This is a genomic window from Sulfitobacter sp. M368, from assembly GCF_025141875.1.
GTDB lineage: Bacteria > Pseudomonadota > Alphaproteobacteria > Rhodobacterales > Rhodobacteraceae > Sulfitobacter > Sulfitobacter mediterraneus_A.
Window position 1 is genome coordinate 258592 of the sequence record NZ_CP081113.1, and the last position, 20236, is coordinate 278827.

At 57.7% G+C, this 20236-nt stretch carries 16 protein-coding genes; 11 read left to right on the forward strand and 5 right to left on the reverse strand.

Annotated features, from left to right (window positions below):
* Window positions 1-4: 4 nt before the first annotated feature.
* Window positions 5-1060, forward strand: coding sequence for a cupin domain-containing protein (locus K3754_RS01280; RefSeq protein WP_259940171.1), 1056 nt, complete (start codon window positions 5-7; stop codon window positions 1058-1060).
* 6 nt (window positions 1061-1066) lie between these two features.
* On the opposite strand, the gene K3754_RS01285 is transcribed toward K3754_RS01280, so the two are convergent.
* Window positions 1067-2581 (reverse strand): malonyl-CoA synthase, encoded by a 1515-nt coding sequence (locus tag K3754_RS01285; RefSeq protein WP_259940173.1) that lies wholly within the window; start codon window positions 2579-2581, stop codon window positions 1067-1069.
* Window positions 2582-2652: 71 nt separating this feature from the next.
* Window positions 2653-4389, reverse strand: a complete 1737-nt coding sequence (locus tag K3754_RS01290) for a SulP family inorganic anion transporter (RefSeq protein WP_259940175.1) — start codon at window positions 4387-4389, stop codon at window positions 2653-2655.
* 239 nt (window positions 4390-4628) lie between these two features.
* On the opposite strand from K3754_RS01290, the gene K3754_RS01295 reads away from it, so the two are divergent.
* The 3 genes from K3754_RS01295 to K3754_RS01305 all read left to right on the forward strand — a co-directional run bounded on the left by K3754_RS01295 (window position 4629) and on the right by K3754_RS01305 (window position 7447).
* Window positions 4629-6083, forward strand: coding sequence for an aldehyde dehydrogenase family protein (locus K3754_RS01295; RefSeq protein WP_259940178.1), 1455 nt, complete (start codon window positions 4629-4631; stop codon window positions 6081-6083).
* 9 nt (window positions 6084-6092) lie between these two features.
* Window positions 6093-6839, forward strand: coding sequence for an SDR family oxidoreductase (locus tag K3754_RS01300; RefSeq protein ID WP_259940180.1), 747 nt, complete (start codon window positions 6093-6095; stop codon window positions 6837-6839).
* 77 nt (window positions 6840-6916) lie between these two features.
* Window positions 6917-7447 carry a hypothetical protein gene (locus K3754_RS01305; RefSeq protein ID WP_203209387.1) on the forward strand — a complete coding sequence of 177 codons (531 nt, stop codon included), beginning with the start codon at window positions 6917-6919 and terminating at the stop codon, window positions 7445-7447.
* 20 nt (window positions 7448-7467) lie between these two features.
* Here the strand turns inward: K3754_RS01305 and K3754_RS01310 are convergent, their stop codons facing one another.
* The gene (locus K3754_RS01310) at window positions 7468-8736 is read right to left on the reverse strand and encodes a flavin-dependent oxidoreductase (protein WP_259940183.1); all 1269 of its coding nucleotides are present in this window, start codon (window positions 8734-8736) and stop codon (window positions 7468-7470) included.
* A 336-nt stretch (window positions 8737-9072) separates the two neighbouring features.
* On the opposite strand from K3754_RS01310, the gene hisD reads away from it, so the two are divergent.
* From hisD to K3754_RS01330, 4 genes are all read left to right on the forward strand, one after another.
* Window positions 9073-10380, forward strand: coding sequence for a histidinol dehydrogenase (gene hisD / locus K3754_RS01315; protein WP_259940184.1), 1308 nt, complete (start codon window positions 9073-9075; stop codon window positions 10378-10380).
* A 56-nt stretch (window positions 10381-10436) separates the two neighbouring features.
* On the forward strand, window positions 10437-10934 hold the full coding sequence (gene comD / locus K3754_RS01320) for a sulfopyruvate decarboxylase subunit alpha (protein WP_025047231.1): 498 nt from the start codon (window positions 10437-10439) through the stop codon (window positions 10932-10934).
* Window positions 10934-11488, forward strand: a complete 555-nt coding sequence (comE, locus tag K3754_RS01325) for a sulfopyruvate decarboxylase subunit beta (RefSeq protein ID WP_203209384.1) — start codon at window positions 10934-10936, stop codon at window positions 11486-11488. The genes comD and comE overlap by 1 nt, the downstream gene beginning before the upstream one ends.
* A 139-nt stretch (window positions 11489-11627) precedes the next feature.
* A complete protein-coding gene (locus K3754_RS01330; protein WP_259940188.1) occupies window positions 11628-14033 on the forward strand; it encodes an FAD-dependent oxidoreductase in 2406 nt (801 codons plus the stop codon).
* A gap of 47 nt (window positions 14034-14080) precedes the next feature.
* On the opposite strand, the gene K3754_RS01335 is transcribed toward K3754_RS01330, so the two are convergent.
* Entirely contained in the window at window positions 14081-17479 is a 3399-nt protein-coding gene (locus tag K3754_RS01335; RefSeq protein WP_259940190.1) for an indolepyruvate ferredoxin oxidoreductase family protein, read from the reverse strand.
* 135 nt (window positions 17480-17614) lie between these two features.
* Between K3754_RS01335 and K3754_RS01340 the strand changes: the two genes are divergently transcribed.
* The gene (locus K3754_RS01340; RefSeq protein ID WP_259940191.1) at window positions 17615-18064 is read left to right on the forward strand and encodes an Lrp/AsnC family transcriptional regulator; all 450 of its coding nucleotides are present in this window, start codon (window positions 17615-17617) and stop codon (window positions 18062-18064) included.
* Here the strand turns inward: K3754_RS01340 and K3754_RS01345 are convergent.
* Window positions 18061-18282 (reverse strand): DUF2061 domain-containing protein, encoded by a 222-nt coding sequence (locus tag K3754_RS01345; protein WP_203209380.1) that lies wholly within the window; start codon window positions 18280-18282, stop codon window positions 18061-18063. The two genes, K3754_RS01340 and K3754_RS01345, sit on opposite strands and share 4 nt — an antisense overlap.
* A gap of 278 nt (window positions 18283-18560) precedes the next feature.
* Here K3754_RS01345 and K3754_RS01350 point away from each other — a divergent pair, with 278 nt between their 5' ends.
* Window positions 18561-19673, forward strand: coding sequence for an S-(hydroxymethyl)glutathione dehydrogenase/class III alcohol dehydrogenase (locus tag K3754_RS01350; protein ID WP_203212239.1), 1113 nt, complete (start codon window positions 18561-18563; stop codon window positions 19671-19673).
* A gap of 102 nt (window positions 19674-19775) precedes the next feature.
* Window positions 19776-20234: a (2Fe-2S)-binding protein gene (locus K3754_RS01355; protein WP_259940194.1), complete on the forward strand. Its 459-nt coding sequence runs from the start codon at window positions 19776-19778 to the stop codon at window positions 20232-20234.
* Window positions 20235-20236 lie beyond the last annotated feature (2 nt).

The following is a 20236-nucleotide window of genomic DNA, read 5'->3' on the forward strand; positions in this document are numbered from 1 at the left end:
TCACATGGGCCTGCGATTTATCTTTATGCTGACCCGCAACGACCGAACGGTGGAAGATGCGGCGGCGCATCTTGCGACCGCTCTGGCATTGGGTGTGCGGCATGTGGGGTTTAAGGATGTCGGCTTGCCGGTTGCCGCGCTCAAAGAGTTGAACAAGACGATCAAGGCCAAGGGCGCGACATCTTATCTTGAGGTGGTTTCTCTTGATCAGGACAGCGAAGTCCGTTCTGCCCGTGCGGCTGTTGAGATCGGTGTCGATGTTTTGCTTGGCGGTACACGTGTCGATGAGGTGCTGCCGGTTCTGGCGGGGCGGAGCATCGCCTATTATCCGTTTCCCGGTCGGATTGAGGGGCACCCCAGCGTGCTGCAAGGCAGTATCGAAGAGATCGCCAAAAGCGCGGCAGAATTGGCGTCCCGGGACGGCGTGGATGGGCTGGATCTACTGGCATATCGGTCCAAGACGGATGTGCCTGAGTTGATCCGCGCTGTGTGTGAGGCAGCCGGCAAACCGGTGATCGCGGCCGGATCGATTGCCGACCCGTCGCGGATTGCAGATGTGAAGAATGCAGGGGCTGCCGGTTTCACCGTTGGCACCGCAGCATTGGACGGGCTGTACCCGGCCGAAGCCAATGATCTGGCAACGCAATTGAGCGCAATTGTCCGCGACGTGGCTGAGTTGAACGGGCATTTGTCACCATTTGGCAAAAAGAGCCTCGACCGCGCTTTTGGGTCCTTTGAGGAAACATGGGCGCCGCACGTTGCCGGGCAAATCAACAATATGCAGATCAAGTTGGCCAAGTTTTCCGGAAATTTCACATGGCATTTCCATCACGATCAGGATGAGTTGTTTCTGGTCCATCGCGGGCGGCTCTTGATGAAATTTCGCGACCGCGAAGAGATCATTGAAGAGGGTGAATTTATCGTGGTGCCGCGCGGCGTTGAACATTGCCCCGTGGCATTGTCAGAAAGTTGCGAGGTGGTTCTGCTTGAGCCGGCGAGCACGGTGAACACAGGCACCGCCAGCGACGCGCGGACGGTTCATGATCTGGCAGAGGTCTGACGCCGCCTAGCGCCCAAATACATCCGCATAGGTTTCGCGCAGCACGTTCTTTTGAACCTTGCCCATGGTGTTGCGCGGCAGGGCGTCCACCACGATCAATTTTCGCGGACATTTAAATCGCGCCAAATCAAAATTGAGTTGCGCCAAGATCGCCTCGCTGTCCGGCTCCGCGCCTTTTTCCCGCACCAGAATGCCCAGCGGCGCCTCGCCCAGATCGCCGTGCGGTACGCCGATCACAGCCGATTCGAGCACGCCCGGCTGTTCGTCCAGCACCAGCTCAATCTCTTTGGGGTAGATATTGTAGCCGCCTGATATGATCAGATCCTTGCCGCGCCCGACAATCTGCACATAGCCCTGATCGTCTATCAGGCCCAAATCGCCAGTGATAAAGAACCCGTCGCTGCGCAGTTCTGCGGCGGTCTTTTCCGGCATCTGCCAATAGCCCTGAAACACATTTGGCCCGCGTACTTCGATCACGCCTATCTCGCCATCCGGCAGGGTTGCGCCGCTGTCCGGGTCCGTCACCTTCAGCTCGACCCCCGGCAGGGGATGGCCAACCGTGCCTGCGCGGCGCTCCCCGTCATAGGGGTTTGAGGTGTTCATATTGGTTTCGGTCATTCCGTAGCGTTCCAAGATCCGGTGGCCTGTTCGGGCCTCAAACGCCTTGTGAGTTTCCGCCAAAAGCGGGGCAGACCCAGAAATAAAGAGCCGCATATGTGCCGTCAGGTCTTTGGTGAAATCGGGATGATCCAGCAGCCGGGTGTAGAACGTCGGCACCCCCATCAAACTTGTGGCGCGAGGTATGAACCGGATCAATTCATCCACATCAAGCTTGGGCAGGAACACCATCGATCCGCCCGAAAGCAGGATGATATTTGTCGCCACAAACAACCCGTGTGTGTGAAAGATCGGTAAGGCATGCAGCAGAACGTCATTATCGGTAAAACGCCAGAAATCCTTGAGGGTTTCCGCATTGCTCAGCAGATTGGATTGGCTGAGCATAGCGCCTTTGGACCGCCCTGTTGTGCCGGAGGTATAAAGGAACGCGGCCAGATCGTCAGCAGATCTGTCGACCGTTTGAAAGCTGTCTGGTTGCGCTTCGGCCAGTTCCACCAAGGTGCCGCCGCCCGATCCGTCCAGCGTTTCCAGCCGCGCGCCGGCGTCCATGGCCACGGGTGTCAGGCCGTCGGCCTTGTCGGGATCACAAACCAACAACCGCGCGCCGGAGTTGCTGACGAAATAGTCTACTTCGGCAGGTTTGTAGGCGGTGTTCAGAGGTAGAAAAACCAGACCGGCCTGCACGCAGGCGGCATAAAGCGCCAGCGCATCGGCGGATTTCTCGATCTGAACGGCAACTCTGTCTCCGGGGGTTAGGCCAACCTTGGCAAAGGCATTGGCAAACCGCGCTGTGCGGGCCAGAAATGCCGCATGGGTCACGGTCTGGCCGTTTGGCAAATGCAGAAACGGCGTTTCCTTGCCTTGGTGGCGACCAAACAGAGCGTCGAAAAGCGGATTTGCCATCATCATTCCTTTGCGGAGACTTCGCCCGAACTTGCGATATTGGCTTTGCGGCGTAAAGGGGCGCTATGCCGCTATGATGGCTCCTCTGTGCTGGATTGGCTGGCGACATATTGGGCGGCTTCAAACTGGGTCAGGAACACTTTGCCAGTCATCTCCTGCAAGAAATGTTGTTCCTCCAGCCGGTCCATCACCGGGCCTTTGACCTCGGACAGATGCAGACAAACATTCATTTCCCTGAGCCGGGTGTTGATCATCTCAAGGGATTCCAAGGCGCTGAGGTCAATTGCGTTGATGGCGGAGCATTGCAAGATCACATGCCGGATCGCCGGATCACGTGCGACGCGGTTGTGGATCTGATCCTCTAGGAATCGTGCGTTTGCGAAATAAAGGCTCTCGTCCACCCGCAGAGACACGACAGTGGGGTCAGTGATCACCTTGTGACGGAGAATATTGCGGTAATGCTCGGTGCCCGGCACACGGCCGACCTCGGCGATATGGGGTTTGGATGACTTGTACAGATGCAGCAGTATCGAAAGCAGCACACCCGCAGTCACGCCTGCCTCGACCCCCATGCCAAGGGTCAGCAGGATTGTCACGGCCACGGCGGCAAAGTCGGATTTGGAGTAGTGCCAGCTGCGAGTCAGGATGGAGAAATCAACGAGGCTCAGCACCGCAACGATGATGGTCGCGGCCAGTGTCGCCTTGGGTAGGAAAAAGATCAACGGGGTCAGCAGCAACGCTGCGATGGCAAGACCGATGGCGGTAAAGGCTCCGGCGGCAGGGGTTTCTGCGCCTGCGTCAAAATTCACAACCGATCTGGAAAATCCGCCGGTGACAGGGAAACCGCCGGTGAGCGCCGCGCCAATATTGGCCGCGCCGAGGCCGATCAACTCTTGATCCGGGTCGATCCGCTGGCGCTTTTTTGCGGCGAGTGTTTGCGCCACCGAGATGGATTCCACAAATCCGATCAGCGAGATCAGGAAGGCCGGCAAAAGCAGTTTCTGCAATAGATCAAGGGGGACAGGGGGAAGGGTAAAGGGCGGCAAGCTTTGCGGGACAGCGCCGACAATCTGCACGCCGCTTTGGCTCAGATCGACCCCCCAGACCGCCAGGGTAGTTACAACAACAACGGCCACAGGTCCGGCCTTGACCAAGGCTGATTTGACACCTTCGGACAGGCCGAACCGTGAGAGCAGCGGCGCCAGGCCTTTGCGCACCCAGAATAGGAATGCCACTGCGCCGGCGCCGATGGTCAGAGTGATCCAATTGGTTTGCGGCAGATGGCGGATCAGGGGTGTGACAAGTTCCAACAGCGTATGGCCATGCGCCTCAATACCAAGAATATGTTTCAACTGACTGGCCGCGATCAACAGACCGGAAGCGGTGATAAAGCCGGCAATCACCGGATGTGACAGGAAGTTCGCAACAAAGCCAAGGCGGAACAGACCCATCGCTAGCAGGATCGCGCCCGACAACGCCGCAAGGGTCAAGGCCGCGGCGGCATATCCGGCGCTGCCCTGCGCGGCTACCTCCCCCAAAGTGGCGGCCGTCATCAAGGAAACCACGGCAACGGGCCCGACCGCCAAGGCGCGGCTGGTTCCGAACACCGCATAAAGCATGATGGGCAAGATCGAGGCGTAAAGCCCCGCCTCGGGCGGCAAGCCGGCCAACAGGGCATAGGCCAAGGACTGTGGGATAAGCATGATGGTGACGATCACGGCCGCCATCAGATCATTGCTGAAACTGCTGCGGTTGTAGCTGCGGCCCCAATTAAGGATGGGAAGAAATTTGCTGAGGGAGCTGTTCATGAAGTGGTCCGGCAAGGCTGCGCGAAAGACGCAAGCGTGGGGTGATCGGTGGTCTTGATCATATTGCAAAGATGCCTGGGTTTCGGTGACTTAGTCACTTTGCCGATCGAATTTTGAACATAGGCCCGAAGTGGTAGCGTGGACAGCGTGGAAACCCTGTTCATGCGATTTTGGGCTGTTCATTCATGTGGTTCTGCCGCAGCTTGGGTGCAGTTCAGACACCACAGTGAGGATGGAACGTGACCCTGCGACCCTTAGGCATCGATCCCGGCTTGTGTTTTATCGGCGGCACATGGGGTGCGGCGGATGGTGGTGAGACCATCGTGCTGCGCAATCCGTCAGATGGATCGACCCTGTGCGAGATTGCACGCGGGCGTGCGGCTGATGTTGATCGTGCGGTTGAGGCGGCGGAGGCCGCGCTGGCAGGGCCATGGGGCCGGATGCCGCAGTTTGAACGTGGCAGGATCCTGCAAAGGATCGGCACCCTGGTTTTGGAACATGTCGACGAACTGGCCCAGCTGGAGGCGCTTGATGTGGGTAAACCGCTCAAGCAGGCCCGTGCTGATGTGATCGCCCTTGCCCGGTACATGGAATTCTATGCCGGGGCGGTTGATAAAATCCATGGCACGACAATTCCCTATCTCGATGGCTATACCGTCTATACCCTTCGCGAGCCGCATGGCGTCACCGGGCATATCATCCCGTGGAACTATCCGATGCAGATCATCGGGCGTTCCGTTGGGGCGGCCCTTGCGATGGGCAATGCGGCAGTTTTGAAACCGGCGGAAGAGGCCTGTCTGACTGCGCTGGCCTTTGCCGAGATTGCCCGCCGCGCCGGGCTGCCGGATGGGGCGCTGAATGTGGTGCCGGGGCTGGGTGCGGAGGCGGGCGCCGCCTTGGCCGGTCATCCCGGTGTTCGGCATGTGTCTTTCACCGGCTCGGTCGGGGTCGGCAAGTTGATCCAGACAGCGGCGGCGGCCAATGTTGTGCCGGTCACGCTAGAGCTGGGTGGTAAATCACCACAATTGGTGTTTGAGGACGCGGATGTGGATGCGGCGCTGCCGTTTCTGACCAATGCGGGCATTCAGAATGCGGGTCAAACCTGCTCGGCGTCTTCGCGCATTCTGGTACACCGCAGTCGGTATGACGAGGTATTGAACGGCATGGCAGAACGCTACTCCGCGCTTCGTGCTGGTCCGGCGATGAATGATCTTGATGTTGGGCCGCTGGTGTCAGCGCGTCAAAAAGAGATTGTTGAAGGGTTTCTGTCCAGGGGCAAAGACCTTGAGATCGCGGCGCAGGGTCAGGTTGTTTCCGATGCGCCCGCCGGTGGTGCCTATGTTGCACCGACCCTGTTTGCGGGTGTGAAGCCTGATCACCTGTTGGCGCAGGACGAGATTTTTGGGCCTGTGCAGGTCGTTATTCCGTTTGAAACCGAAGAAGAGGCCGTTCAGATTGCCAATGGGACCGCCTTTGGGCTGGTTGCTTCGGTTTGGTCGCGCGATGGTGCGCGGCAGATGCGGCTGGCCAAACGGCTGCGGGCGGGGCAGGTTTTCTTGAACAATTATGGCGCGGGCGGCGGTGTGGAACTGCCCTTTGGCGGCACGGGTCTGTCCGGGCACGGGCGCGAAAAGGGCTTTGAGGCGCTTTACGGATTTTCACAACTCAAGACTGTCGCGGCGCTGCACGGCTAGGAGGATCAAATGAGATTAGGTAACAAAACAGCAATCGTCACCGGCGGTGCATCGGGCTTTGGTGCTGGCATTGTCCGAAAGTTTCATGCCGAAGGGGCGAAGGTTTTGATCGCGGATCTAAACACCGAGCTGGCAGAGGAGCTGGCGGCAGAACTGGGCGATGGGGTGCGGGTCTGCACCACCAATGTGGCCAAGGCTGCTGATGTTGAGGCGATGACGCAGGCCGCTTTGTCAGCGTTTGGACTGATCGACATTCTGGTCAACAATGCAGGCACCACGCATTTGCCCGCACCGATGGAAGAGGTCAGCGAAGAAGATTTTGACAAGGTGATCGCGGTGAACGTCAAATCGGTTTATCTGACTGCGAAATCCATTGTGCCTTTGATGAAGGCCCGCAGAACAGGGGCGATTCTGAACGTGGCATCCACTGCCGGGGTCAGTCCACGACCGCGTCTGAACTGGTATAATGCTTCCAAAGGATGGATGAACAACGCGACCAAGGGGATGGCCGTGGAACTGGCCCCCGACGGGGTGCGCGTGAATGCGATCAATCCGGTTGCAGGTGAAACGCCGCTTCTGAAGATGTTCATGGGTGAAGACACCCCTGAAGTGCGGGCGAAGTTTTTATCGACCATTCCATTGGGCCGGTTTTCCACACCAGAAGATATGGGCAATGCCGCCTGCTACCTGTGCTCGGACGAGGCCAGCATGGTCACCGGGGTCTGCATGGAGGTGGATGGCGGGCGCTGTATCTGAAGGTATTGACGGGCTTGTGCATCACCGCCTCTGGTAATCTTTCGCAACTTTACTACATACAATACATGAGATTTTTTATGCCGCTTCATCGACTGCTCCTTGCGCTGGTTTTCAGCGTTCTGCCGATCGTGGCCCTGGCCGCTGAAATTGACCGATTTGCGGGCGTCTATGAGGGCAGTTCTGAGTTTGTGCAGGATGGCGAAACGCAGCGCCGCGATCTGAGCACCACTATCAAGCCGTCGAAAAAGGGTTTCGAGCTGAGTTGGACATCGGTCAGCTACAAAAGCGACGGGCGGATCAAGCAGAAGGTCTATACCATCGAATTTGTGCCAAGCCCGCGCGATGGCATCTATGGCTCAGCCATGAAAACCAACGTCTTTGGCAAGCCAGAGCCGCTGGACCCGCTCAATGGTGAGCCGTTTGTCTGGACCCGGATCAGCGGCGACACGTTCTCTACGTTCTCGCTTTTTATCAACGAGGCGGGCGAATACGAAATGCAGGAATATCACCGCACGCTGGCAGAAGGCGGGCTGGATCTTGTGTTCCGGCGGGTCAAGCAAGGCGCGGTAGAACGTGAGATCAAGGCGTTCTTGTCCAAAGTAGAATAACCCCTGTCTTTTTATAGTCCTCAGCCCATTCTTGCCCCTTCGGCAATCGTGCGTGGCCGCGCATTGGTATCTTCGATCCCGTAACCTGCGGCTGCTTTGTATTTGTCCGCATGCGCGGCAAGCTCTTCCTTGCTCATCACTTCGGAAATGTCGGTGAATGCGCCGTCTGCGCGTTGCTCGACCAGATCGAGAATGGAATCGGGGCCAGCCACGCGGTTCATCAAGGTCACTTGTGCAGTCTGGGGGCGCATTTCGGTTTCATAAACCTCCAGCGCTTTTGCCCCGACGCCATGTTCAAGGAATGCCGCGCCCAGTTTGCGGGCGTCGATGATGGCTGAACCAGCGCCGTTTGATCCCACTGGGTAGGCGGCATGGGCGGCATCGCCCATCAATGTCACGCAGCCCTGTTGCCAGCGGTCCATCGGATCACGGTCTACCATCGGGTATTCGTAGACTTTGCCTGCATCGCGGATCAATCCGGGGATGTCGATCCAATCGAGGTCAAATACCGAGAAGGCGGGCAGGACATCGTTTTTATCGGCTTCGCGACTCCAGTCTTCCTTGTTCCAATCGGCGTCTGGATCCTGCAAGAGCGTCGCAATCCAGTTGATCTCGGCAAGGCCGGTGTCTGGGTCCGGCTTCGAGATCGGATAAGATACAAAGCGCAATCCCTTTGAGCCAATCATCACCATGGATGCGCCGGTTTTGAACGGTTTGGCCAACGTTGTTCCGCGCCACATGATCGTGCCGCCCCATTTTGGCGGGCCGCCTTTTGGGTCGATCTGGCCGCGGATCGCAGAATGAATGCCATCAGCCCCGATCACCACAGAGCCGTCCAATGACTGCGTTTGCCCATCAGTGCCGCGCAGGTGCAATGTTGCGCCTGTGTCTGTGTTGTCAAATCCGGTGGCGGCCCAACCTGTCTCGACTGCGTCTGGTCCGGCCCGCTGGATCAGTGCGTGATAGAGCATCATGTGCAATTTGCCGCGATGGACAGAGTATTGCGGCCAGTCGTAGCCGGCCCAATGACCGCGCGGTTCGGTCCAGACATGCACGCCATGGCGCGTGTACATCCCGTAGTCTTGGGTGCGCACGCCGATTTGTTCCAGTTCACCTTCGAGACCCAGATCAATCAGTTCACGGACGGCAGTGGGCTGAAGGTTGATGCCAACCCCCAGGGGACGCAATGTCTGCACAGCTTCGAAGACTTTGAAGGGCACGCCGATCTGATGACACGTCAGTCCCAGTGCAAGCCCTGCGATCCCGCCTCCGGCAATTAGTACTGTCATAACTCGCCCCCTTCGTTTTGCGTGGAGGCATAGGGTGTGAAAGGCGCCGGGACTGTCAAGAGCAACACGGCGCCCGATCCGGCGAATCTCCCCAGCCGCGGCATTTTCAGCATTGCCGACATCAATCATCCAAAAATCGACAAATCCGGACCAAATTGACCCCTGCATTTCAGTCCTCGAAAGCCTGTTTTTGGCTTTTGAAAATGGAGGCTTGGAAACGGTTGAAAGTCTTGCAAATGGCCACAGCGCCCCCCAAGAACAGGCATAACCCACTGTTTCTCGTAAAGCGGGCGCAGGGGATTGCCCTCATTTTTTTCGAACAAAGGACTGCATGAAATGGCCCCGACATATCTGAAAAAAGCCAGCATGACAGCGCAGAGCGGATCTTCGGATGTGCAGAAAACTGTGCAAACCATTCTGTCCGAAATCGAAAGCGGCGGGGAAGAAAAGGCGCTGGAATATGCCGCCAAATTCGACAAGTACGACGGTAATATCGTCCTGTCGAAAGAAGAAATCGCCGCCGCGGGTGCGCTGGTGTCTGATCAGGTCAAAGCGGACATAAGGTTTGCCCATGACAATGTGAAACGCTTTGCCGAGGCGCAAAAATCCACCATAGGCGATGTCGAGATTGAAGTTGTACCGGGACTGACCGCCGGGCAGAAAGTGATCCCTGTCGATGCCGTGGGTTGTTATGTGCCGGGCGGGCGCTACAGCCATATTGCCAGCGCGATCATGACCGTGACCACCGCCAAGGTTGCCGGATGCAAACACATCATGGCCTGTTCGCCGCCGCGCCCTGGTGTGGGGATCAATCCCGCGATCATTTATGCCGCGCATGTGTGCGGCGCGGACAGCATCATGGCTATTGGCGGTGTGCAGGGGATTGCGGCGATGACCTTTGGCCTGTTTGGTCAGCCCAAGGCCAACATTCTGGTAGGTCCGGGAAATCAATTTGTCGCAGAGGCCAAGCGCATTCTTTATGGGCGCGTTGGTATTGATATGGTCGCTGGCCCCACGGACAGTCTGATATTGGCCGATGCAACTGCAGATGCCCATATCGTCGCGACGGATCTCGTGTCGCAGGCAGAGCACGGCTACAATTCCCCGGTCTGGCTGGTGACAGATGACCAGAAACTGGCCGATGACGTGATGGCGATGGTGCCCGGCATGATCGACGATCTGCCGACACTGAACCGCGACAACGCACTGGCGGCCTGGCGTGATTACGCCGAGGTTGTGCTGTGCGCGGACCGCGAGGAAATGGCAGTGGTCTCTGATCAATACGCGCCCGAGCATTTGACGGTGCAGGCTGACGATTTGCCTTGGTGGCTTGATCGATTGACATCATATGGATCACTGTTTCTTGGCGAGGAAACGACCGTGTCTTTTGGTGACAAGGCCAGCGGTACAAACCACGTTTTGCCCACCTCTGGGGCGGCGACCTACACGGGTGGTCTGTCGGTTCACAAGTACATGAAGATCGTCACCTGGCAACAGGCAACGCGCGAGGGCGCCCGCCCCGTGGCCGAAGCGACGGCAAGAATTTCACGTCTGGAAGGGATGGAAGGGCATGCAAGGTCCGCCGATGTGCGCCTTGCAAAATACTTTCCTGACCAGCAGTTTGATCTTGGCATGTCCGGCTAACGGTCGCGTCCCAGCCAACGCCTATCTCGAACCTCAGAACCGTCAGGAGTAGACCTTTGTCCATATCCAAACAAATCGTTGATGATTTTGTCGCCAATGACATCTCATTTGTAACGACCGTGCCGTGCAAGCAGTTGGCCGGCGTGATTGACGAGGTCGAGACCCGGCCAGAGATCTATCACATTCCGTCCAACAAAGAGGACGAGGGCATGGGGCTGTGTGCCGGTGCTTTCATGGGCGGCAAACGCCCTGCCATCATCATGCAGAACACCGCCATCGGTGTAACAGTGAACACTCTGGTTACACTGACACAGTTCTACCGGATGCCCTTGCCGATGCTGATCAGCTATCGGGGAGAGTTGAAAGAGCCGGTCGCCTGTCAGGTTGAAATGGCGGTGCACACCAAGGCTCTTCTCAACCAGTTGAACATCCCGACATACCACTTTCACAAGCAAGAAGATGCGCAGGAATTGGATGCGATCCTGAAATACACATTCATGTGCAACAAACCTGTCGCCATCCTGACGGACGCGACGTTCTGGGGAGGTTACTGATGATCCGTTCCGAAATTCTCAAAGAGATCGCGCCGATCCTGCGCGACCAGTTGGTCATCTGCAATATCGGCCTGCCCAGTCAGGAATTGCATATGATCGACGATCAGCCGACAAACTTTTACATGTTGGGCACCATGGGGCTCGCGTCCTCCATCGGGCTTGGCGTGGCGCTGGCGCAGGAAAAAACAGTCATCGCGATTGATGGTGACGGGTCTGTGCTGACCAACTTTGGCACCTTGCCGACCATCGCCAACAACGTGGCGGACAATTTCATCCTGATGATCATCGACAACGGATCATATGGTTCGACCGGCGATCAACCGACCTATGCGGGCAAGAAGACATCGCTGGCCGCTGTGGCAACGGCCTGCGGCTGCGAAAATGTGGTCGAAGTGCAAGACAAGGACTGCGGTCCGGCGCTTGAGGCGGCAATCGCATCCAAGCAAATGACGATCATGGTGGTGAAATGCGACAGCGGTAACATCAAAGTGCCGGTGATCACCAAAGACCCCGTGGTGATCCGCGACCGGTTTATGAAGGCCGTAGCATCCTGATTTAAAATAATACTTCTGAAGAATTGGCGCGTACCCTCGCCGGGTGCGCGCCTTTTTCCTGGCCGTGTCGCGATTGCTCTTGACGCGAGGCGGATCGCGCTTGTCTGCTTGACCCAATCAGCGCGAGGGGAGAGCGGGCATGAAATCGCACTACAGAGTGGTCGTTATCGGCGGCGGCGTTGTCGGGGCATCGGTCCTTTATCATTTGGCCAAACTTGGGTGGAGCGATGTTGCGCTGGTCGAACGGTCGGTTCTGACCGCCGGATCCAGCTGGCATGCGGCAGGGGGCATTCATGCGCTGAACGCCGATCCAAATATCGCGGCTTTGCAGGCCTATACAATTGATCTGCTGAGCGAGATCGAAGAGGAAAGTGGCCAGAATATCGGGCTGCATATGACTGGCGGTTTGACGATGGCGGGTACGCCGGACCGCTGGGAATGGCTGCAATCGGCCTACCGCACATTTCAATCCATCGGCATTGAGGATTGCCGCCTTGTCAGTGTGGAAGAGGCAGTCGCGCTGAACCCGATCATGTCCGGCGAAGGGCTCTTGGGCGGCATGTGGGCCGACCGTGAGGGGTATATTGACACCACAGGCACAGTTCATGCCTACGCAGGCGCGGCCAAGAAACGCGGTGCAACTGTGATTGAACACAACCGCGTGCTTGAGCTGAACCAGACCCTGCAAGGGTGGGAGGTGGTGACGGAAAAAGGCACGATTTCTTGCGAACATGTGGTCAATGCGGGCGGTCTTTGGGCCAAACAGGTGGGACGGATGGCCGGTGTCGAACTGCCTGTTGCACCGCTCAAGCACCATTACCTGATTTCCGACACCATCCCGGCGCTTGAAGGTCTGGATTTTGAGGTGCCGATGACCGTGGACCTCGAAGGGTTCACCTATCTGCGCCAAGACCAGAAAGGTGTTCTGCTGGGCATTTATGAGGTGAACACGGAACATTGGGCGATGGACGGTGCCCCGTGGGACTACGGGATGGAGCTGTTTCAGGAAGACACAGACCGGATTGAACATGAACTGACGCTGGGGTTTGAGCGTTATCCCGCGTTGCAGGATGTGGGTGTGAAAACATGGGTCAACGGCGCGTTTACCTTTAGTCCCGATGGCAATCCCCTGGTGGGTCCGGTTCCGGGCAAGCGTGGTTATTGGTCGGCTTGTGCGGTTATGGCCGGTTTCCTGCAAGGCGGCGGTGTGGGCAAGAGCCTTGCGGAGTGGATGATCCATGGTGAGCCGGAGGCGGATGTCTATGGCATGGATGTGGCCCGTTACGGCATCTGGGCCGAGAACAAACAGTACATCGCGCAGACCACGGGGCAGTTTTATTCGCGCCGCTTTGTGATGACTTATCCGAACGAGCAATTGCCCGCTGGCCGCCCGATCAGGACGACTGGCGTCTATTCCGACATGACCGCCGCGGGCGCGAAATGGGGGCAAAGCTGGGATCTTGAGGTGCCGCTTTACTTTGCGCCACAGGGGTTTGAGGAAACGCCATCGCTCAAGCGGTCGAATGCGCATGATATCGTCGGGGCGGAATGCCGTGCGGTGCGCGATAGGGTTGGTCTGCTGGACATAACGGCGTTTTCGCGGTTCGAGGTTTCTGGCCCAAATGCCGAAAGCTGGCTCAATCATTTGATGGCCTCCAAACTGCCTGCGCCGGGGCGTGCGAAACTGGCGCCAATGCTGGGCGAGGACGGGCGACTCAAAGGGGATCTGACAATCTTTAACTGGGGCGATGGGACATGGTGGATCACCGGATCCTACTACCTGCGCCAATGGCACATGCGGTGGTTTAATGACCATATGCAGGACGGCGTGAACCTGCGCGATCTGGGTGACGAAATGGGCGGGCTGTCGCTGGCTGGTCCTAGATCACGCGAGGTCTTGCAAGCGGCGTTGAGCGATGGTGATCTGGATGCCCTGCGGTTCATGGGCTGTGCGCAGATGGATGTGGGGTTGATCCGCTGCAAAGTGGGGCGTTTGTCGGTCGCGGGCGAGCTGGGTTATGAGCTGCACTGCCGCGCGGGCGATCTGAAGGCGCTGCGTGAACACCTGCTGGCAGCGGGGGCGGATCATGGCATGATCGAATATGGCTTCAATGCGCTGTTGTCGCTGCGTCTTGAGAAGAGCTTTGGCATTTGGTCAGCGGAATTCACCCAAGGGTATACGCCTGGCATGACGGGGATGGACCGCTGGATTGATTGGTCCAAAGACTTTGTCGGCAAAGATGCCGCTTTGGCAGAACGCGACGGGTCGGGGCCGGACAAGTTGTTGGTGACGCTTGAGATTGATGCGCTGGATGCAGATGCCAGCGGGTACGAACCCGTTTGGCATGACGGGCGCAAGGTCGGTTTTGTGACCTCTGGCGGTTATGGGCATTGTGTGGGCAAATCGCTGGCCATGGCATTGGTGGACAGAGGCAGCGCTGCCGAAGGAACGGCGCTTTCGGTGCATGTGGTTGGGGCCGAACGGCCTGCAACTGTGATCGCACCGTCACCCTATGACCCGCAGGGTCAAGTGATGCGCGGATAACGATGATTTGAGCAGAGCATTTAGGGATGCTCTGCCCCATGCGCCGATCAGCCCAGAAGCGCCGCGACTTTCTCTTTGACCTGGGCTGCGGCTTTTTCCTTGACCGGTCCGTAGCCTCGGATCTCCATCGGGGCGGTTAGAACGGCAAGCGCGGCCTCCTCGTCCAATGCGGCGGTCTTGACCTGTTCCATCACCTCTTCGAACCAACCGATCAGTGCGATCTCCAGCTTGCGATCCGCGCCATATCGGAACACATCGGCCCAGGTGCCGCGCAGACCTTTCATCCGGGCCAGAAGGGCAAAGGCATTGCCCATCCACGGACCAAAGGTTTTCTTGAAAGGCCGACCGCGCGTGTCTTTGCCCGTGGGCCAAAGCGGCGGCGCGAGATGGTATTTGATCTTGTAGTCGCCCTCAAAATCCTGCGCGATCTGATCGGTAAAGCCAGAGTGGGCATGCAGGCGAGCGACCTCATATTCGTCTTTGTAGGCCATCAGTTTGAACAGGGATTTGGCCGCTGCACGGATCAATTCCTCGCTCGCCCCGGTTTGTGCAAAGGTTTCAAGCTTTGATTGGTAGCGGGCCGCATAGGCGGCATTCTGGTAGTCGGTCAGAAACGCCACACGCCGTGCGATCAGGGCAGAAATGCTTTCGTCTGTTGTCGGCGCTTTCTCGTCCTGCGTCAGAAGCTCGGGGCTGTCGGCCATGATCCGACCATAGGCAAAGGCGGTTTTGTTTCTGTCCGGCGCAACGCCGTTTAGCTCTATCGCCTGATAGAGGGCATCAACGGAAACCGGGACCAAGCCCTTTTGCCATGCAAAGCCCAGCATCATGACGTTGGCAAACACCGCATCGCCCATCAGGCGTTCAGCCATGGCGTTTGCATCGAAGGCCGACAGGTTTTCTGCACCAACCACACCTGCGATCACATCTTCACGGTCGTCAATGCGCAGATCTGCGTCGCGGTTCAGCACCAGATCACCGGTCGGCATTTCGGCACGGTTCAGAACGATCCGTGTGCCCTTGCGATAATGGGCCGAGGCCTTGGGCGCGGAGCTGACCACCATGTCACATCCGATGACCGCATCGGCGCTGCCCTCATCAATCCGCACCTGATGCACAGCATCGGGACTTTTGGCCAACCGGACATAGCCCAGCACGGTTCCGAATTTCTGGGCAAATCCGGTGAAATCCAGCACGCTTGCGCCTTTGCCTTCGAGATGGGCCGCCATGGAGATCAGCGCACCCACGGTCACAACCCCGGTTCCACCCACGCCGGTTACAAGCAGGTCAAAGGGTTGATCCAGTGTCGGCAACTTGGGGCGGGGCAGGTCTGCGACCATGCTGTTCACATCCAAGCCTGCACCGGATTTCTTGCGCCGTTCGCCGCCTTCGATGGTGACAAAGGATGGGCAAAATCCGTTGAGGCAGGAATAATCCTTGTTGCAAGTGGATTGGTTGATCTTCCGCTTGGTTCCGAACTCGGTCTTCTTTGGTTCAACGCTCAGACAATTGCTTTCGAGCGAGCAGTCCCCGCAGCCTTCGCAGACCAGATCGTTGATCATGACAAAGCGTTTGGGGTCATCCATCTGCCCGCGTTTGCGCTTGCGGCGTTTTTCTGTTGCGCAGGTCTGTTCGTAGATCAGGACCGTCACGCCGGGGATCTCGCGCAATTCGCGTTGCACCGTGTCCAGATCTCGGCGGTGGTCGAATGATGTCCCAGCGGGAAAATCGGCGCGGGTAAATTTCTCGGGATGATCCGAGACAAGTGCGATGCGGTTGACACCTTCGGCGCGGGCGGCTTGGGCGATGCCACTAACCGACACCGGCCCATCAACGGGTTGCCCGCCTGTCATCGCCACGGCGTCGTTGTAGAGAATTTTGTAGGTGATATTGGCCTTGGCCGCGACCGCTTGCCGGATCGCGAGCGAGCCGGAGTGATACCATGTGCCCTCACCAAGGTTCTGGAAGATATGCTTGCCACCGTTGAAAAGCGATGTGGCAATCCACGGCACCCCTTCACCGCCCATCTGGGCAAATCCGGCGGTGTCGCGGTCCATCCAACTGGCCATGACATGACAGCCGATGCCGGAGGCCGCTTTGGACCCTGCGGGCAGCTTGGTGGAGGTGTTGTGCGGGCAGCCCGAGCAGAAATAGGGCGTTCGGTTCGCCCCCGGCACGTTGAGCACCGGCACCGGGGTGCTGGTCAAAACTTTGGCGCGCTCCATCAGCTTTTCGCTTGGGAAAAACGCATCGAGCCGCGCGGCGATGATTGGCACCAGCTTCAGCGGTGACAGTTCGCCCGTCCAAGGCACCAGCTCTTCGAGGTTTTCGTCATGTTTGCCGACCATCCGCTGCGGCTTGGAGCCGGGCCAGTCATAGAATGCCTCTTTGAATTGGCTTTCGATAATGCCGCGTTTTTCCTCGATCACGAGGACTTCTTTCTTGCCTTTCACAAACTCCAGCGCGTCGCGGCGGGCCAAGGGCCAGACCATGCCGACCTTGTAGATGTCGATGCCAAGCGCGCGGCATTTCTCTTCGCTGAGGCCTAGCAGGCGCAGCGCCTCCATCAGATCAAGATGCCCTTTGCCGGTGCTGACAATGCCAAAAGGGGCATCGTCGATATCATAGATTTTGCGATCAATCGGATTGGCCTCAACAAAGGCTTCGACCGCTTCAAGCTTGTCATGAATCCGCGTCTCGATCCCCGGCGAGGGGAGATCACCCAAACGAACATGCAGCCCGCCGGCCGGCGCGGTGTAATCTGGCTGTTTGAAGGTTCGGTCAGGCAAAAGATCGACGGATGCGCCGGATTCCACCGTTTCGGAGATCGCCTTGAAGCCCACCCAAGTGCCGGAGAACCGCGACAGGGCGAACCCATATTCGCCAAAGCTTTGATATTCAGCGACCGATGCGGGGTTCAGCGTTGGCATGAACCACGCCATGAACGCCACGTCCGATTGGTGCGGCATGGAGGATGAGACACAACCGTGATCGTCCCCTGCCACCACCAGAACGCCGCCCTTTGGCGCGGACCCATAGGCATTGCCGTGTTTGAGCGCATCGCCCGAACGGTCAACACCTGGCCCCTTGCCGTACCACATCGAAAACACGCCATCGACTTCGGCGTGGGGGTCCAGATGCGCCTGTTGTGCGCCCAGAACGGCGGTTGCGCCCAGATCTTCGTTCACGGCGGGCATGAATTTGATGCGGTTTTCTTCAAGCCGCGGGGCAATGCGCCACATTTCCTGATCCAAACCACCCAAAGGAGAACCGCGGTAACCAGAGACAAAACCGGCCGTGTTCATGCCCCCATCACGGTCCCGGCGTGCTTGGTCCAACATGATCCGCGTGAGTGCCTGCGTGCCGGTCATGAAGACGCGGCCGCGGACCTGCGCATAGCGGTCGTCAAGTTGATAGGTTTTGAACTGGTGATCAGGATGGGACATTACGCACTCCTAGCTTTTGGGGAAAATACACTGGAACTTCTGGATTTCGGCTTCATTCTTTCTGCGTTTGCGCTAGTGTTGCGGGTAATTCTTTCAGTATATAGGGATTATCTGGGGATTATATTCGGAGATGCTATGGATGATATTGATCGTAAGCTGCTGATGTTTCTTCAGCAGGATTCGCGGCTTCCAAATGCGCAGTTGGCGGAAAAGCTGAATATCTCCGCCTCGTCGTGCTGGCGCAGGGTCAAAGCATTGGAAGAGGTCGGAATTGTTGAGCGCTACGCCGCCATCGTCAACCCCAAGAGGATGGGCCTGCGGTTTGAAGCGATCGTGCATGTCCACCTAACCCGCCATGACACCGAAGCCTTGGCCCGGTTCATCGCCGCCGTTCAACGCCGCGAAGAGGTGACAGAATGTTATGCGACCACGGGGCAGGCCGATTACCACCTGCGCATCCTCTGCCGTGACATTGACGCCTATAACGAGTTTCTCGAAGGGTTCTTGTTTGTGCAACCAGCGGTGAATTCCGCGCAGACGAATGTGGTGTTGCGGCGGATTAAGGCGAATGCGCCAGTGCGCTAACTCACTTGATCTTTTGGCAAAATTTGACCCCATCGGATGCGATCCCAAATCCGTTCGTGGATGAAATAGGTGACCGTTCCCGTGGCAAAGCTGGCCAGGGCAAGGCCGCCAGCCGCGCGGATCGACCCGGTGGTCAGATAGCCGAGAATTACCATCATCAGCAGGCCGGATGTTTGCCAGGTTAATGCTTTGGCTATTGTGCGCTTGGGGTGCTGCATTGGTGTTCCTTCTTGGCCAAGCTCTACGGCAGCCGTCGCGATCGGACCATTCAGAGAATTGTCAGATATTGGTCACGGTCGTAGATGTTAATCACTGTTGTTGATTTATATCCGCCTCGGAACACTGTGTCTTGGCCGGTTGGTAGAATCCGCTCCGGAGAGCTCCGACGCTTTCCCGTAAGGTGTCGCATCTGAACCCTCAGGCGGTGCTGCTTGCCTTGACAAGCCGCCCGCCCTTAAGCTTCCTGCGCAAAACAATTCCGGAGGATACCCCCATGATGAAAACCCGTGCCGCCGTTGCCGTTGAGGCAGGAAAACCGCTTGAGATCATGGAGGTGAACCTCGAAGGCCCTCGTAAAGGCGAAGTTCTGGTTGAGATCAAAGCAACCGGTCTGTGCCATACAGATGAATTCACCCGTTCCGGCGACGATCCTGAGGGTATCTTCCCGGCGATCCTTGGCCATGAAGGCGCAGGCGTTGTTTTGGAAGTGGGCGAAGGTGTGACCACACTGGAACCGGGCGATCACGTGATCCCGCTCTACACGCCCGAGTGCCGCGAATGCGAATATTGCCTCAGCGGTAAGACAAACCTATGCCAGAAGATCCGGATCACCCAAGGGCGCGGGCAATTGCCGGATGGCACAACCCGCTTTTCCATGCTGGATGGTACGCCCATCCATCACTACATGGGCTGTTCGACCTTTGCCAATCACACGGTTGTGCCTGAGATCGCGCTGGCCAAGGTGCGCAAGGACGCGCCGTTTGACAAGATCTGCTACATCGGTTGCGGCGTCACCACGGGCATCGGCGCGGTAATCAACACCGCCAAGGTCGAGATCGGCGCGCGCTGCGTTGTCTTTGGTCTGGGCGGTATCGGTCTCAATGTGATTCAGGGTTTGCGTCTTGCTGGCGCGGATCAGATTGTCGGTGTGGATCTCAACGACGACAAGGCCGAGACGGGCAAATATTTCGGCATGACCGATTTTGTGAACCCGTCCAAGGTTGAGGGTGATCTGGTCGCGCATCTGGTTGAGCTGACCAAGGGCGGCGCCGATTATTCCTTTGACGCAACTGGCAACACCAAGGTGATGCGTGACGCGCTGGAATGTGCGCACAAGGGTTGGGGTGAAAGCATCATCATCGGTGTGGCTCCGGCCGGTGCCGAGATTTCGACACGTCCCTTCCAACTGGTGACAGGGCGTGTTTGGCGCGGCACCGCATTTGGCGGTGCCAAGGGCCGCACAGATGTGCCCAAGATTGTTGATTGGTACATGGACGGCAAAATTGAGATTGATCCGATGATTACCCACAAGCTGAAGCTTGAAGAGATCAACCACGGGTTCGAGCTGATGCACGAAGGCAAAAGCATTCGTGCGGTTGTCGAATTCTGATCTGAAAAATGACCCAAGGTAACCCGCAGCCACAATCGGTTGCGGGTTGCCGACACAAACGGCGCTCCTAAATTGAACGAAACAGTTCAGCAGGAGCCGCCCATGAAACTCATCGTCAACGGAAAAGAGCACGCTGTGGATGTCGAAGATGACATGCCGCTGCTTTGGGTTTTGCGGGACGAATTGGGGATCACCGGGCCGAAATATGGCTGTGGCATTGGGCAATGCGGAGCCTGTACGGTGCATGTTGACGGTATTGCAGTGCGATCCTGCCAATTGGCGGCGGCGGATGTGGATGGCGACGTGACCACCATCGAAGGGTTGGGCACACCGCAATCATTGCATGCGGTTCAGGCCGCATGGGTGGATCATCAGGTAGCACAATGCGGCTATTGTCAGTCCGGACAGATCATGCAGGCCGCATCCTTTCTGGATCTGAACCCGGAACCTTCGGATGATCAGATCGATGCCGCGATGAGCGGCAATCTGTGCCGCTGCGGCACCTACCCACGCATTCGCGCTGCGGTGAAAACCGCCGCTGCCAAGTTGCAGGAGGCCTGATC

What these genes read in the sequence shown, in the direction of transcription:
- K3754_RS01280 (WP_259940171.1), top strand. Translation starts at nt 5, where the DNA reads ATGGGCCTGCGATTTATCTTTATGCTGACCCGCAACGACCGAACGGTG.
- K3754_RS01335 (WP_259940190.1), bottom strand. Translation starts at nt 17,479, where the DNA reads ATGTCCCATCCTGATCACCAGTTCAAAACCTATCAACTTGACGACCGC.
- K3754_RS01305 (WP_203209387.1), top strand. Translation starts at nt 6,917, where the DNA reads ATGCCGCTTCATCGACTGCTCCTTGCGCTGGTTTTCAGCGTTCTGCCG.
- comE (WP_203209384.1), top strand. Translation starts at nt 10,934, where the DNA reads ATGATCCGTTCCGAAATTCTCAAAGAGATCGCGCCGATCCTGCGCGAC.
- K3754_RS01350 (WP_203212239.1), top strand. Translation starts at nt 18,561, where the DNA reads ATGAAAACCCGTGCCGCCGTTGCCGTTGAGGCAGGAAAACCGCTTGAG.
- K3754_RS01290 (WP_259940175.1), bottom strand. Translation starts at nt 4,389, where the DNA reads ATGAACAGCTCCCTCAGCAAATTTCTTCCCATCCTTAATTGGGGCCGC.
- hisD (WP_259940184.1), top strand. Translation starts at nt 9,073, where the DNA reads ATGGCCCCGACATATCTGAAAAAAGCCAGCATGACAGCGCAGAGCGGA.
- K3754_RS01310 (WP_259940183.1), bottom strand. Translation starts at nt 8,736, where the DNA reads ATGACAGTACTAATTGCCGGAGGCGGGATCGCAGGGCTTGCACTGGGA.
- K3754_RS01300 (WP_259940180.1), top strand. Translation starts at nt 6,093, where the DNA reads ATGAGATTAGGTAACAAAACAGCAATCGTCACCGGCGGTGCATCGGGC.
- K3754_RS01355 (WP_259940194.1), top strand. Translation starts at nt 19,776, where the DNA reads ATGAAACTCATCGTCAACGGAAAAGAGCACGCTGTGGATGTCGAAGAT.
- K3754_RS01285 (WP_259940173.1), bottom strand. Translation starts at nt 2,581, where the DNA reads ATGGCAAATCCGCTTTTCGACGCTCTGTTTGGTCGCCACCAAGGCAAG.
- K3754_RS01345 (WP_203209380.1), bottom strand. Translation starts at nt 18,282, where the DNA reads ATGCAGCACCCCAAGCGCACAATAGCCAAAGCATTAACCTGGCAAACA.
- K3754_RS01340 (WP_259940191.1), top strand. Translation starts at nt 17,615, where the DNA reads ATGGATGATATTGATCGTAAGCTGCTGATGTTTCTTCAGCAGGATTCG.
- K3754_RS01330 (WP_259940188.1), top strand. Translation starts at nt 11,628, where the DNA reads ATGAAATCGCACTACAGAGTGGTCGTTATCGGCGGCGGCGTTGTCGGG.